We start from the raw sequence: 14,417 nt of genomic DNA, 5'->3' as shown, positions 1-14,417 counted from the left end.
CTTCCTACGCGGCGGTCAGTCAGAGTCCGTAACAGCAAGAGCAATCATTGTGCTCCGGTGTTTGTCGCTTGCTGTGCGTGCCTTTTTAAGGCCACGTTTAACCCCGAGTTGTCTCCCCACTGCTCGGGGTTTCTTTTTGCCCGAGATTCTCAGATCGCGCCATTTTCACGCAGACGTGCAATAGCTGCCGCGTCGTAGCCCAGGGCATTGAGCAGCACATTGTTGTGTTCACCCAGCTGCGGGCCCACCCATTCACAACTGCCCGGTGTATCCGAAAGCTTGGGCACGATGCCCGGCATCTTGAAGTCCTTGCCGTCCGGGAGCTGAGCCTTGAGGAACATCTCCCGGGCCAGAAATTGCGGGTCGCCCAGCATGTCTTCGGCGCTGTAGATACGGCTGGCGGGTACTTCAGCCTTGTTCAGTTGCTCAATCACCTCCTCCAGCGGCAGCGAGTTGACCCAGCGGTCGATCACGCCATACAGCTCGTCGCGGCGGCTGTCACGCCCATCGTTGCTGGCCAATTGCGGGTCGTTCGCCAAGTCGTCACGGCCGATGGTCGCCATAAAGCGCTTGAAGATTGCATCGCCATTGGCGCCGATCTGCACATGCTTGCCGTCGGCGCTGGTGTGGATAGAAGACGGTGTAATGCCGGGCATGATGTTGCCGGTACGCTCGCGAATAAATCCGAACACATCGAACTCGGGGATCATGCTTTCCATCATGGCGAAGATGGCTTCGTACAGCGCCACATCCACCACTTGGCCCAACCCGCCGTTGACCTCGCGATGACGCAGCGCCATCAGCGCGCCGATCACCGCCCACAGCGCGGCAATCGAGTCGCCGATGGAGATCCCGGTGCGCACCGGCGGGCGGTCTTCGAAGCCGGTGATATAGCGCAAGCCGCCCATGGATTCACCCACGGCACCAAACCCTGGCTGATCCTTCATCGGCCCGGTCTGGCCGAAGCCCGAGAGGCGCACCATCACCAGCTTGGGGTTCAGAGCGTGCAGGGTTTCCCAGCTCAGGCCGAGTTTTTCCAGCACGCCGGGGCGGAAGTTCTCGATCAGGATGTCGGCGTCGGCCAATAGTTTTTTGAGGATTGCCAGGCCGTCGGGGTGCTTGAGGTTGAGGGTCAGCGACTGCTTGTTACGGGCCTGTACGAACCACCACAGCGAGGTGCCTTCATACAGCTTGCGCCATTTGCGCAGCGGGTCGCCGCCGTCCGGGGATTCGACCTTGATCACCTCGGCACCGAATTCAGCGCAAATGCGTGAGGCAAACGGGCCGGCGATCAGGGTGCCCAGTTCGATGACTTTCAGGCCGGCAAGTGGTTTGGCGTTGAGCGACATGGGGATCCTTACAAGCGCGGGACGATGGTGTCCTGCTTTTTAACATAGGCGAGCCGCCCGGATGCAGCGCAGTATTCGTTGAATGACCTCGCCATCGGTTAGACTGGCCGCCTTTCCTTGTCTTTAGAAGCCCGTTCATGGCCCAGCCGTCCACGACCTACAAGTTCGAACTCAACCTCACCGACCTCGACCGCTCGGTGTACGAGAGCGTCAAACAGACCATTGCCCGCCACCCTTCGGAAACCGAAGAGCGCATGACCGTGCGCCTGCTGGCCTACGCCCTCTGGTACAACGAGCAGCTGGCGTTCGGGCGTGGCCTGTCGGATGTAGACGAACCAGCCCTGTGGGAAAAAAGCCTGGATGATCGGGTCCTGCACTGGATCGAAGTCGGCCAGCCGGATGCCGATCGCCTGACCTGGTGCTCGCGCCGTACCGAACGCACCAGCCTGCTGGCCTATGGCAGCCTGCGTGTGTGGGAAGGCAAGGTAGTGCCGGTGGCCAACAACCTGAAAAACGTGCACATCGCTGCCGTGCCCCAGGAAGTGTTGGAGACCCTGGCCAAGGACATGCCGCGGGTGATCAAGTGGGATGTGATGATCAGCGAAGGTACGATCTTCGTGACCGACGACCGTGGCCAGCATGAAGTGCAACTGCAATGGCTGGTTGGCGAGCGCGGTTGAAAAGGTGGGAGCTGGCTTGCCTGCGATGCATACCACTCGGTACATCAGACACACCGAGTGGATGCCATCGCAGGCAAGCCAGCTCCCACACTTGATCTTTGTTGCGTTCAATATCTGTGTTTAACCGATGTATTAGAAGAGAAGCGCCCGTCACCCCATGCGTATCGATCCCCGCCCATTGCCCGCCGTCCTGCCTTTTCTCGGTGAATTGCCGCCGCTGTTGACCCGTCTCTATGCCGCGCGCGGGGTGCAATCGGAAGCCGAGCTGGACAAGAGCCTGGCGCGGTTGATTCCCTACCAGCAGCTCAAAGGGATCGACGCGGCGGTGGACTTGCTGGTGACCGCCCTGGAGCAGCGCCAACGCATTCTGATCGTTGGTGACTTCGACGCCGACGGCGCCACGGCGAGCACCGTAGGTACCCTGGGCCTGCGCTTGCTTGGGGCGGCCCATGTCGATTACCTGGTGCCCAACCGTTTCGAGTACGGCTACGGCCTGACGCCGGAAATCGTCGCGGTGGCGTTGCAGCGCGAGCCCCAGTTGCTGATTACCGTGGACAACGGCATCTCCAGCGTCGAAGGTGTGGCGGCGGCGAAAGCGGCGGGGCTGAAGGTGCTGGTCACCGACCACCACTTGCCCGGCGATGAACTGCCGGCCGCCGACGCCATCGTCAATCCGAACCAGCCGGGCTGCACGTTTCCCAGCAAGGCCCTGGCCGGTGTCGGCGTGATCTTCTACGTGTTGATGGCTCTGCGCGCGCGGTTACGCAGCCTGGGTTGGTATGACAACAAACCCCAGCCGAACATCGGTGAACTGCTTGATCTGGTGGCGTTGGGCAGCGTCGCCGACGTGGTGCCGCTGGACGCCAACAATCGCATCCTCGTTCATCAAGGCCTGGAGCGCATTCGTGCCGGTCGGGCGCGGCCTGGCATCAAGGCGATCCTGGAAGTGGCCAAGCGCGACCACGCTCGGATCACCTCCACCGACCTGGGGTTTATCCTCGGCCCGCGTCTGAACGCGGCCGGGCGCCTGGATGACATGAGCCTGGGCATCGAATGCCTGCTCACCACCGACGCTGGCGCCGCACGGGAAATGGCCGCGCAACTGGACGGCATGAACCAGGACCGTAAATCCATCGAACAAGGCATGCAGCGCGAGGCCCTGGCCCAGCTCAAGGACTTGCCGGTGGAGTCGATGCCGTACGGTTTGTGCCTGTTCGACCCGGAGTGGCACCAGGGGGTGATCGGCATCCTCGCGTCGCGCATGAAAGAACGTTACTTCCGCCCGACCATTGCCTTTGCTGACGCGGGCGACGGCCTGCTCAAGGGGTCTGGGCGTTCGGTGCAAGGCTTTCATATCCGCGATGCGCTGGCGGTTGTCGCCAGCCAGCATCCCAACCTGATCAGCAAGTACGGCGGTCACGCCATGGCCGCCGGGCTGACCCTGCCCGAGGCGAACTTCCCGCTGTTTGCGCAAGCCTTTGATGCCGAAGTGCGTCGGCAGCTGCGTGAAGAAGACCTCACCGGCCGCTTGCTCTCCGACGGCACTTTGGCTGTGGAAGAGTTTCACCTGGAACTGGCCCGCGCCCTGCGTCACGCCGGCCCTTGGGGGCAGCACTTTCCGGAGCCGTTGTTTCACGGTGTGTTCCAGTTGGTGGAGCAGCGGGTAGTGGGGGAGCGGCACCTGAAGGTGGTGCTCAAGAGCGAATGCGGGTCAGTGAAGCTTGATGGCATCGCCTTCGGCGTGGACCGCGAGGTGTGGCCGAACCCGACTGTGCGTTGGGTGGAGTTGGCTTACAAGCTGGATGTGAATGAGTTTCGGGGCAATGAGACTGTGCAGTTGATGATTGCCCACATCGAACCGCGCTAGATATTACTGACAATACAAAACAAATGTGGGAGGGGGCTTGCTCCCTCCCACATTTGGTTTTGTGTACAGCTCTGGAGCTACTCGGCTTTGGCCTGGTGTTTGACGATAATATCCACCAAGCGCTTGGCCAGCGCCGGGTAGTTCTCATCGAAGTGGTGCCCGCCCGGCAGCTTCATGGCTTCCCCCACCGCAGTCTTGTCGGTGCAGCCACTCTCGTCGACTTCCTCTGCACCATAGATGCACACGACCTTCTCAGGTGGCAGCTTGGCCATTTCCGGGCCGGTGGCGGCTTCTTTGCCGGCGTTGCCCAGCCAACCTTCCACTTCGATTTCAAAGCTGCCAGTGCGCGCAAATGCCAACAGGATGATCGCATCGACGCGCTGCTGTTCGTTTTCCGGCATACGGTTGTAAATGGCCGGCAGTACATCGGCGCCGAACGAATAACCGGTCAGCACGAAGCGCTTGGTGCCCCACTTCTGCCGATAGTGTTGCATCAACTCGGTGAGGTCCTTGGCGCTTTGCTCCGGGCTCTTGTGCTGCCAGTAGTAGCGCAGGGTGTCGATGCCAACCACCGGGTAGCCGATCTTCGCCATCTCGCCGGCCACATCGCGGTCCAGGTCACGCCAGCCTCCGTCACCGGAGAGGAACAGGGTCACGGTGTCTTTGGCCTGCCCGGCAGGAACTTCCACCACGGGAATCGCCAGGCCACCGTTGTCCGAACCGACCAGTTGCTTGCGCAGCTCGTTGTTCAGCACTTGCGGGTAATGAATGTCGTAGTCGCTGATGCTGGTGGTTGCACGCGGCGTGTCACGTACGAAGCTGGCGCTTTCATCGTCAGGATTGTCGTTCCACGCCACCAGCCAGTTGCCGTGGGCAGAGGTCTTGGGCAGCGGGTCGTTGCAGCCTTCCTGTTTCAGGGCAAAGCCGACGGAGATCGCGTTAGCCTTGTCATCATTCTGAGTGGCCAGCCAGCGCCAGGCGAGCGCAGCGCCAGGGCCGATGCCACTGACCAGGGTCGCCGGGCCCTTGAGCTGGGCCAGGGCGCCTTGCAGCGCTTGTTCCTGCAGCTTGCAGTCATCCTTGGGCAGGATCACCTGAACGATTTGCGCCGCGCCGCCCTGGCTCAGGGCAACCAGTTGGCTATCGGTCAGCGCTTCATCGGCCATCACGGCCACGGCCACACGGGCTTTGGCGGTGCTGGCGGGGGTGACGCGGGTCATTACCGAGCCATCGGCCTGGGGCAATTGCTCCAGGGTCGGTTGCGGGGCAGGGCGGTTCCAGTACCAAAAGCCACCCGCCACGACCAGCGCGAGCAGCACTACAAAGGCCAACACATACCGCCAGGAGCGTCGAGTCATCAGCGTTTCACCAATCCAGTCAAGCCGCCCGCAATCAGGGCGGCGGTATCGGCCAGTGCCACCAGCGGATCAAGTCCTGCGGGCACGGCCATGTAACGGGGTTCCCAGTCGGGCTGGAACTTGTCTTTGAAGCGGCGCAAACCTTGGAAGTTATACAGTTGCTCGCCACGGCGGAACACCATCGAGCCCAGGCGCTGGGTCAGCGGTGCGCCACGGCGCGGTTGCAAGCCCGACAGCGGCACCATACCGAGGCTGAAGCGGGCGTAGCCGTGGTTCTTATAATGTTGAATGAGGCCCACCATCATGAATTCCATCGTGAGCTTGGGCGCGTCGGGGTGGGCGCGCATCAGGTCAAGGCTGGCCAGGTCATGATTGTAGGTCTCCAGCAGGTTGGCGAAGGCTACCGGGCGCCCTTCAAAGCGAATGATCGCGATACGAAAGTGCTTGAGGTAGTCGTCGCTGAAGCGGCCCAGGGAGAAGCCTTTTTCCCGCACATTCTTACCTGTAAGCCAGGCATCGGAGATGACTTTTAATTCATCCATCGGCGCCTGGCCCGGTTCGAAGATTTCCAGGGACAAGCCGTCCCGGGTGCCACGGTTCCAGGTGTAGCGCAAATCCTTCATCTCTTTGCCCTTGGCTTCCAGGTCAAAGCGTTTCAGGTCGACGCGGGCTTCTTCGCCCAGCTTGATCGCGGTGAGGCCGATGTCCATGTAGTACGGCAGGTTCTCGGCGCGTACCTGGTAGAACACCGGTCTTGCGTGGTGGATATCGCACAGGTCACGGAACTGCCAGATCATCTCGGCGCGCGGTTGGGTCGGGCCGATCGGGTCGTACAGAGCCACCAGGCTGCGCCCGCGACGGGCGTACATCAGGAAGGCTTCATCGTTGGGGTGAAACAGCAGCGCCTTGTCGCCGGTCAGCGCCAGGCCGCCGTCGGGTTGGGACGAGGCCATCAGGATCTTGCTGGCGCGCTCCAGTTCTTCCGGGGTGGGCAAGTGGATGACCGGGCGCGCCGTGCGCAGCAGCCAGGTCAGCGATACGATCACCAGCAGCACCGCAGCGCCCAGCAACGAGCGCAAACCGCGAGGGGCGTTGGCGTCGAGGGTGAACTGCCACCACAGTTGATGGCTGTAAGGCACATCCTGATAGGCGAACAACAGCAGCCAGATCGAGGCGCCGAGTACACAGACACTGGCCACCAGGTAAAGCGGCGAAAACGGCAGCTCGGTCAAGCGGCTGGCGCGGTAGAACGAGCGGCGAAAGATCGCCAGCAGCACCGCGGTCATGGTCATCAGGCTGGCTTCTTCCCAGTCGAAGCCCTTGAGCAACGAGAGCAGGGCGCCGACCAGCAGCAGCACCATGGTCAGCATCCAGGCCGCCGACAAACGTCGACGCAGGCCCTGGGCGAGCAACAGGCACAACACGCCGATCAGGCTGGCACCGAAGTGCGAGGCGTCAATCAGGCGGTGGGGAATCAGGAAGCCGATGTTTTCCAGGCGTGAGTCGATCTCTGGCGTGGCGCCGGAAAACAGCAGGACCACGCCGGACAAAAAAACCAGGACGGCCAATACCGGCGCTGCCAGCCCCGACGCCACCCGCAGGCTTTGCTGGGTCTGGAACAGGCGCTGGGCCTCGTTGACCAGCAGGAACACACAGGCGATCAGCAGCGGCAATACCACGTAGATCATCCGGTACAGCAGCAAGGCGGCAGCCAGGGGTGCGGCACCGAGTTTGTCGGCGAAGGCCGCCAGCAGGATCGCTTCGAATACACCCACGCCTCCCGGCACATGGCTGAGCACACCGGCGGCCAGGGCCAGCAGGTACACCAGCAGGAACGGGCCGAAGGGCGGTGCTTCCGGCAACAGCATATAAAGGACGGCAGCGGCAGCGGCCACGTCGAGGGCGGTGATGATCAGCTGCAGGAAGGTCAGGCGGCGGCCCGGCAGGCGCAGGGTGCGACGCCCGGCCTTGACCAGCAGGTTATCGGGGTAGGGCTGTTCCGGCAGGCGACGGCGATAGATGCCGATGCACAGCATGGCCGACAACACCAACACGGCGCCTGAAATACCCCCGAGCAGGCTTTGCGGTAAATGCAGGTAAGTCGAGGCCGCCGGCAAATTGCTAAGTGTCGCCAATGCGGCCAGTGGCGGCAGGGCGCAGCCCAGGGCCAGGCTGGCGAACACGGTCATGTGCGCCACTTCCGATGCGCCGATGCCGTGGCGTGCATATAAACGGTAGCGCACCGAACCGCCCGAGAGCATCGACAAGCCAATGGCGTTGCCGATGGCAAAGGCGGTGAAGCCGCCCAGGGCCAGGGTCTTGGCGGGTAACTTCACGCCGGCATAGCGTGCGCCGGAAAATTCATAACCGAGCAGGATAATGAAACCTGCGACTGCCGCTGCAAATGCACCGAGCAAGGCTGGCTTGGGCACTTCCAGAATCGAATCGTGGAGTGCGTAGAGATCCAGTTCCAGCAGCAGGTGTCGGCAGGCGATCAGGGCGATTGCAAACAACAGCAGCGTTACGGCCAGGCCAATGGGCTGGCGATACTTGCTCAACAAATCCAGCCATCGCAAGCGGGTAGGCGTGATCGGTTGTTCTGCTGTGACGGTGTCTTGTGGTTCAGACGAGTTGGCGCGCATCAATCACCTCGTGGATTGTGCGCGACAGGATGGGGGTATCCGGCCAAGTTACCAATCCCTATGGACAAAATAATTACAAATATTAACGCGGATCACCGGGGGCGGCGACTGCGGCCATTGGTCGTAGAGGGTAGCGCTTGAGCATTGAGCCTAGCGTGCAATGAGATGGACTCTACAAACCGACTACGGTTTCATGAAAGATGCCATGCCATTGTTTCAGAAGAACTTTTTCGTCGGATACAAAAAAGGCCACTCTTTCGAGTAGCCTTTTTTGATGTTTGGTTGCGGGAGCCGGATTTGAACCGACGACCTTCGGGTTATGAGCCCGACGAGCTACCAGACTGCTCCATCCCGCGTCTGTGGGCGGCATTCTACAGCCAAGCGGCGAGGTGTCAACCGTTAATGAGTCGATGGTGCAAATAAGCGCTAATTATTCTGAAATCAAGGCCTTGGCCGCATTTTGCAGAAGCAGGGGGTGAAAAACAGGCACGCACAAAAAAGGCCACTCTTTCGAGTAGCCTTTTTTGATGTTTGGTTGCGGGAGCCGGATTTGAACCGACGACCTTCGGGTTATGAGCCCGACGAGCTACCAGACTGCTCCATCCCGCGTCTGTGTGTCGGCATTCTACAGCGGAACGCGAGTGTGTCAACCTGTAAATCAAACAAAAGCGCTTGTGGTTCAATCGGTTAGCTCTCCAAGGCTGGGTCGTGAAGCGCTTCGGGCCAGTCAGGCTGAGGCTTTCAGCTCTATCGGAAGCCTGAATTCGATTGAGAAAATAAATTCATCGGGGAAACTTCCTACCACTTGGAAGGAAGAAGCAAACTACTGGTGCTATATACAGGGGTGAATGCGATACTGGCCACCTGTTGGTTCACACCCCGTTTATATGACGCAGCGCAAAATCATCCACGTCGACTGTGATTGCTTCTACGCCGCCATCGAGATGCGTGACGACCCGAGCCTGGCGCAAAAGCCCTTGGCTGTGGGCGGCTCGGCGGACCGGCGGGGGGTTATCGCTACCTGCAACTACGAAGCGCGTGCGTATGGAGTTCGTTCTGCGATGTCGTCGCGCCACGCCTTGAAGCTGTGCCCCGACCTGACCATCGTCAAGCCGCGCATGGATGCCTATAAAGAAGCATCGAAGGAAATCCAGACGATCTTTCGCGACTACACCGACTTGATCGAGCCGTTGTCGCTGGATGAAGCCTACCTCGACGTCTCCGACAGCCCGCATTTTGGCGGCAGCGCCACGCGTATTGCCCAGGACATTCGCCGGCGGGTCTCCAACCAGTTGCATATCACCGTGTCTGCCGGCGTGGCGCCGAACAAGTTCCTGGCCAAGATTGCCAGCGACTGGAAAAAGCCCAACGGCCTGTTTGTGATTACCCCGGACCAGGTCGAAGACTTTGTCTCGCAGCTGCGGGTCAGCAAGCTGCACGGCGTTGGCAAGGTCACCGCCGATAAGCTCGCGCGCCTGGGCATCGAAGACTGCTTGCAGCTGCGCGAGTGGAACAAACTGGCGCTGGTGCGCGAATTCGGCAGTTTTGGCGAACGACTCTGGAGCCTGGCCCGTGGGATTGATGACCGCGTGGTGCAAAACGACAGTCGTCGACAGTCCATCAGTGTGGAAAATACCTACGATGTGGACTTGCCGGATCTTTCAAGCTGCCTGGCTAAACTTCCCGAATTGATGGAAACCCTGGCGGGGCGTATGGCGCGCATCGACAGCAGCTACCGGGCGGGCAAGCCGTTCGTCAAAGTGAAGTTTCATGACTTTACCCAGACGACGCTGGAGCAGGCGGGGGCAGGGCGGGATCTGGAGAGTTATCAGCAGTTGCTGACCCAGGCGTTTAACCGTGGGGGCAAGCCGGTGCGATTGCTGGGGATTGGGGTGCGGTTGCTGGACCTGAGCGGCGGTAACGAACAGCTCGAATTTTCCTGGTAGAAACCCGAAAAAAATGTGGGAGCTGGCTTGCCTGCGATAGCGGAGTGTCAGTCAAGAATGCTTTAACTGATACACCGCTATCGCAGGCAAGCCAGCTCCCACAGTTTGATCTTCACAGGTATTGCGCGATCAGCGTGCGCCAGGATCTGCGACCAACCGCCCCGCATCCTTGGTCAGTGCCTGCACAAACTCCTGCTGCAATTCCGGATCATTGCGGGTCAGCTCGATCAGGCTTTGTTCCAGTTCGCTGGCTTCTTCTTCCAGGCCCAGTTCCGACAGGCGCTTGACGCGGTGCACCCACTGGTTCACTTCGTCATCTTCCAGGTCGTCGTAGATCAGGCCATGGGCTTCCAGCAACTTGCCGCGCAGGGAGTTGCTGACCGCCAGGGTCGAGTCTGTGTGCACATCGTCCTGACCATCTGCCACGCTGATCTTCAAGGTCGTGACGCGGTTCAGGTCCTGCTCGGCAAACGGGCTGTCCAACAGGTTCAGGCGCAGGATGCCGTTGCGGTCGGTGGTCAGCTCATGGGTCTGCTTGCCGGCAGTGACTTGTACCGGGCGCTCGCTCCACGGCAGGCTCGAATACTCCAGGCGCTTGTCGCGCTGGACTTCATCGATAGCTGCCAGGTTCTGTTGCGCACGGCCATGGGATTGCACGTTCATGAACGGGTTGATGCCGTCCACGCCATAGCTTAGCCAGTCTCGCGTCACACTCGTGGGCAGGTTGCCGAGGGCGAAGATATTCGCCACGTTGGCACCCACGCCCGCGACCAACGCCACGGCACCCAGCGGCATCTCATAGAGTTTGCGCCAGGGCTGGTAAGGCGTGTAGCGATCGTAACGACGGGTGACTTCGAATTCGGTGACCTCGAAGGTCTTCTGCTCATGAATGCGAACCCGGCGTTGCGGCAGCTCCAGCACTTTGGGTTCGCCTACATCGATCTGCAGGCTGTGATCGAGCAATTTACGCTCGACCCGCTCCTCGTGCTCACTGCGTTGCGACATCTGATTGGCGCAGCCGCTGACCAGCAGGGCGCCGCACAAGGCGGCGCCCCCCAGGGCTTTGGTGTTTCGCTTGAACATGACTTCTCTTGATCTGGTTTTCAGCGACGAATACGCGCCTGAAGGAAAGACAGCACGTCAGCCACCGGCAACGGTTGGGCTTGCGCTTCGGTCCGGCTCTTGTATTCCAGATTGCCATCGGCCAGGCCACGGTCACTGACCACGATCCGGTGCGGGATGCCAATCAGTTCCATGTCGGCGAACTTGATGCCCGGGCTGGTTTTCTTGTCCCGGTCATCGAGCAGCACTTCAAAACCGGCAGCGGTCAGTTCGGCGTACAGCTTGTCGGTGGCTTCGCGTACTTGCTCGGTTTCATAGCGCAACGGCACCAGGGCCACCTGGAACGGCGCCAAAGCGTCACTCCAGATGATGCCTTTCTCGTCGTTGTTTTGCTCGATGGCAGCGGCGACCACGCGGGAAACACCAATGCCGTAGCAGCCCATGTCCAGGGTGATCGGCTTGCCGTTCTCGCCCAGCACTTCGCACTTCATCGCCTTGCTGTACTTGTTGCCCAGCTGGAAGATGTGCCCGACTTCGATGCCGCGCTTGATTTCCAGGGTGCCCTTGCCATCCGGGCTTGGGTCACCGGCTACGACGTTGCGCAGGTCGGCCACGGTCGGAACCGGCAGGTCACGCTCCCAGTTCACGCCGAAGTAGTGCTTGTCGTCGATGTTAGCGCCGATACCAAAGTCGCTCATCAGCTCGACGGAACGGTCGATGATGATCGGCAGCGGCAGGTTCAGCGGGCCGAGGGAACCGGCACCGGCACCAATGGCGTCGCGCAGTTCGGCATCGGTGGCCATGACCAGCGGGCTGGCTACGCCAGGCTGGTTGGCGGCCTTGATTTCATTGAGCTCGTGGTCGCCACGGATCACCAGGGCGATCAGCTTGCCTTCTTCTTCAGCGCGCACGATCAGGGTCTTGATGGTCTTTTCAATCGGCAGATTGAATTTCTCCACCAGGGCCGCGATGGTTTTGGTGTCCGGCGTGTCGACCAGGCGCAGCTCCTCGGTGGGAGCAGGGCGCGAGGTTTCACGTGGTATGGCTTCGGCTTTTTCGATGTTCGCCGCGTAGTCGGAACCGTTGCTGAACACGATATCGTCTTCACCGGATTCGGCCAGCACGTGGAATTCGTGGGAGCCGGCACCGCCGATGGAGCCGTTATCCGCTTCAACCGGGCGGAACTTCAGGCCCAGGCGCGTGAATACGTTGCAGTAGGCCTGGTGCATGCGGTCGTAGGTCGCTTGCAGGGAAGCCTGGTCGGCGTGGAACGAATAGGCGTCCTTCATGATGAATTCGCGACCACGCATCAAGCCGAAGCGCGGGCGGATTTCATCGCGGAATTTGGTCTGGATCTGATACAGGTTCAGCGGCAACTGTTTATAGCTGCTCAACTCGTTGCGCATCAGGTCGGTGATGACTTCTTCATGGGTCGGGCCGGCGCAGAAATCGCGGCCATGACGGTCCTTGAAGCGCAGCAACTCAGGGCCGTACTCTTCCCAGCGCCCGGATTCCTGCCACAACTCAGCCGGTTGGGTGCTCGGCATCAACACTTCCAGAGAGCCGGCAGCGTTCATTTCTTCGCGAACGATGGCTTCGACCTTGCGCATCACCTTCAAGCCCATGGGCAACCAGGTGTACAGGCCCGAGGCCAGTTTGCGGATCATGCCGGCGCGCAGCATCAGCTGATGGCTGATCACAACCGCGTCGGAAGGCGTTTCTTTCTGTGTGGCGAGCAAATATTGACTGGTACGCATGGTAGGCCGTTGTCGGTTGCTTGGACTTGAAATGACTTGGGATTGTACGGGCGGTTGCTGCTGGAGTACAGGCGTGAGGTGGCGAGGCGTATCTGTGGTAACCGTCGCTTGTGTGGGAGCTGGCTTGCCTGCGATAGCGGCGTTGGGTTCACCATCGCTATCGCAGGCAAGCCAGCTCCCACATTGACCGAGTCGTATCAGTCTTCCTGCGGCGGATTCAACCGGGCGCGCCGGTTCTCCTGGAACCAGTGCAATGCAATCAGGAGCAGCGTCGGCACCCCCAGCAGGCAAGTGATCATGAAGAAGTTGTGATAACCGAACTTCTCCACCATCACCCCCGAATACCCGCCGATCAGGCGTGGCAACAACAGCATGATCGAGCTGAGCAACGCATATTGGGTAGCGGAGAACTTGAGATTGGTCAGGCTCGACAGGTACGCCACGAACGCCGAGGTGGCCATGCCCGAACTGAAGTTGTCCAGGGAAATGGTGACGATCAGCATCTGCAGGTCGGGGCCCATGTCGGCGAGCATCACGAACAAAAGGTTGGTGCCGGCCGAGGCCACGCCACCGATGAACAGGATTGGCAGGATCCCGAACCGCACAATCAACAGGCCGCCCATGCCGGCGCCGAGCAGGGTCATGATCAAGCCGAAGATCTTGCTCACTCCGGCGATCTGGTCCTTGGTGAAACCCTGGTCGATATAGAACACGTTGGCCATCACGCCCATCACCGTGTCGGACATGCGATACGTGGCAATCAGCCCGAGCAGCAGCAGCGCCTGCCAGCGATAGCGCAGGATAAAGTCGTTGACCGGCGTCAGCACCGGCGCCAGGCCCCGACGGCCCATGGCCGAAAGGCACAGGGTGGTGAGGATGATATAAAGGATGGCGCGCAGGAACGCGCGGTCTTCCATCAGCAGTTCCCACAGGCTCACGCCCTGGAACAGCACGCTGGCGAAGTCGGTGTTGTACAGCTGGGTGAACATCGCCGGCACTGACACCAACAGTACGATCAGTACAAACACCGACACCAACTGGTGCATGAAACTGTAGCGGCCGGCCTGCAACTGGGTGCGCAGTGGCACATCAGGTTCACGCATGAGGAAGGTGGTGAGCAACGCCGGCACCATCAACACGCCGAACAGCACATAGGTGCCGGTCCAGGCCGAGTGTTTATAGTTGAAGCCGGTGGAGCCAAAGCCTTCGGCAAAGAACAGCGCACCAGCCGTGGCCAGCAGGGCGGCAATGCGATAGCCGGACATGTAGCTTGCCGCCAGGGCGGCCTGACGGCTGTCGTCGGCGATTTCCAGGCGGTAGGCATCCACGGCGATATCTTGGGTGGCCGACGCGAAGGCGACGATCACCGCGATGGCGATCAACCAGGACAGGTGTTTTTGCGGGTCACAAAAACCCATGCCGATCAATCCGAGGATCACCAGCGATTGGGCCAGCACCAGCCAGGAGCGACGACGCCCCAGTTTACCGAGCAACGGCAAGCGCCATTGATCGAGCAGCGGCGACCAGACCCATTTAAAGGCGTAGGCCAGACCGATCAGGCTTGCATAGCCGATGGTCTCGCGGGCCACTCCGGCCTCGCGCAGCCACACGGAAAGCGTCGAGAACACCAACATGTAAGGCATGCCGGCAGCGAAGCCGAGCAACAACAGCACTAATGTCGAGGGGCTGGCATAGGCGGCGAGCGCGGCGCGCCAGGTTTTACGGGGCATGGGCTGGAGTCTGCCTCAGGTTTGCG

At 60.6% G+C, this 14,417-nt stretch carries 9 protein-coding genes and 2 tRNA genes; 3 read left to right on the top strand and 8 right to left on the bottom strand.

All coding sequences use genetic code 11. The annotated features are described in order from the left end of the window. Nucleotides 1-149 precede the first annotated feature (149 nt). Entirely contained in the window at nt 150-1,349 is a 1,200-nt protein-coding gene (locus tag IH404_RS22935; protein ID WP_194439118.1) for a CaiB/BaiF CoA-transferase family protein, read from the bottom strand. A 137-nt stretch (nt 1,350-1,486) separates the two neighbouring features. On the opposite strand from IH404_RS22935, the gene IH404_RS22930 reads away from it, so the two are divergent. Further along, entirely contained in the window at nt 1,487-2,029 is a 543-nt protein-coding gene (locus IH404_RS22930; protein WP_003193952.1) for a YaeQ family protein, read from the top strand. Between the two features lie 157 nt (nt 2,030-2,186). Next, nucleotides 2,187-3,896 carry a single-stranded-DNA-specific exonuclease RecJ gene (recJ, locus tag IH404_RS22925; RefSeq protein WP_005791065.1) on the top strand — a complete coding sequence of 570 codons (1,710 nt, stop codon included), beginning with the start codon at nt 2,187-2,189 and terminating at the stop codon, nt 3,894-3,896. Between the two features lie 77 nt (nt 3,897-3,973). Here recJ and IH404_RS22920 read toward each other — a convergent pair whose 3' ends face one another. The 4 genes from IH404_RS22920 to IH404_RS22905 form a co-directional block, all read right to left on the bottom strand. Continuing rightward, nucleotides 3,974-5,254 (bottom strand): virulence factor family protein, encoded by a 1,281-nt coding sequence (locus IH404_RS22920; RefSeq protein ID WP_194439116.1) that lies wholly within the window; start codon nt 5,252-5,254, stop codon nt 3,974-3,976. After that, nucleotides 5,254-7,896 carry a bifunctional lysylphosphatidylglycerol flippase/synthetase MprF gene (gene mprF / locus IH404_RS22915; protein WP_005791060.1) on the bottom strand — a complete coding sequence of 881 codons (2,643 nt, stop codon included), beginning with the start codon at nt 7,894-7,896 and terminating at the stop codon, nt 5,254-5,256. Before mprF ends, IH404_RS22920 begins: the two co-directional genes overlap by 1 nt. A gap of 279 nt (nt 7,897-8,175) precedes the next feature. Further along, nucleotides 8,176-8,252: transfer RNA gene (locus IH404_RS22910), tRNA-Met, on the bottom strand. A gap of 176 nt (nt 8,253-8,428) precedes the next feature. Further along, nucleotides 8,429-8,505: transfer RNA gene (locus IH404_RS22905), tRNA-Met, on the bottom strand. A 278-nt stretch (nt 8,506-8,783) separates the two neighbouring features. Here IH404_RS22905 and dinB point away from each other — a divergent pair. Further along, entirely contained in the window at nt 8,784-9,842 is a 1,059-nt protein-coding gene (gene dinB / locus IH404_RS22900) for a DNA polymerase IV (protein ID WP_005791058.1), read from the top strand. Nucleotides 9,843-9,971: 129 nt separating this feature from the next. On the opposite strand, the gene IH404_RS22895 is transcribed toward dinB, so the two are convergent. The 3 genes from IH404_RS22895 to IH404_RS22885 form a co-directional block, all read right to left on the bottom strand. Next, nucleotides 9,972-10,925 (bottom strand): hypothetical protein, encoded by a 954-nt coding sequence (locus IH404_RS22895; RefSeq protein WP_005791056.1) that lies wholly within the window; start codon nt 10,923-10,925, stop codon nt 9,972-9,974. A 20-nt stretch (nt 10,926-10,945) separates the two neighbouring features. Beyond that, the gene (locus tag IH404_RS22890) at nt 10,946-12,661 is read right to left on the bottom strand and encodes a proline--tRNA ligase (RefSeq protein ID WP_005791054.1); all 1,716 of its coding nucleotides are present in this window, start codon (nt 12,659-12,661) and stop codon (nt 10,946-10,948) included. A 197-nt stretch (nt 12,662-12,858) separates the two neighbouring features. Further along, entirely contained in the window at nt 12,859-14,391 is a 1,533-nt protein-coding gene (locus tag IH404_RS22885) for an AmpG family muropeptide MFS transporter (RefSeq protein ID WP_005791052.1), read from the bottom strand. Nucleotides 14,392-14,417 lie beyond the last annotated feature (26 nt).

It is taken from the genome of Pseudomonas sp. OST1909, from assembly GCF_015277575.1.
GTDB classification, from domain to species: domain Bacteria; phylum Pseudomonadota; class Gammaproteobacteria; order Pseudomonadales; family Pseudomonadaceae; genus Aquipseudomonas; species Aquipseudomonas synxantha_A.
This window is presented reverse-complemented; position numbering and strand designations above follow the sequence as displayed.